This window comes from Gilliamella sp. M0364 (assembly GCF_016100565.1).
Taxonomy (GTDB): Bacteria; Pseudomonadota; Gammaproteobacteria; order Enterobacterales; family Orbaceae; genus Gilliamella; species Gilliamella apis.
On record NZ_JACFSF010000034.1, the window covers coordinates 1 to 337 of the forward strand.

Sequence of the window (337 nt, forward strand, 5' to 3'; positions counted from 1 at the left end):
ATAGGGGAATTCTTTTTGTAATCAAACTCGGTTGTTAACCATTGCACACGGTTTTTTTGTAATGTTGAGACAATTTTACCCATGACTTTTTCCACTCGAACATAAGTAGGTTGCGCTATAGCCTCTTCAGCACCGTTTAACGGTGTTAACTGACCTTTGTTATTAATCACAAAAAAGTGAATACCATTTTCAAGAGATTTAAGTTGCGCTGAAGGTAAAAAGATAGCTGCTTGTTGCCATTTGGTTTTATCAATTTTCTTATATTGATAATTATTATCTATTTCAACTTTTATTAAATCACTGTATTTTTCTTGAGGTGATTGATTTTCGGCTTCAA

At 32.6% G+C, this 337-nt stretch carries 1 protein-coding gene; it reads right to left on the bottom strand.

Annotation, left to right across the window (positions count from 1 at the left end; translation table 11 throughout):
* On the bottom strand, window positions 1-337 hold a 337-nt coding region (locus H3U96_RS11130), incomplete at both ends, for a hypothetical protein (protein WP_198196719.1).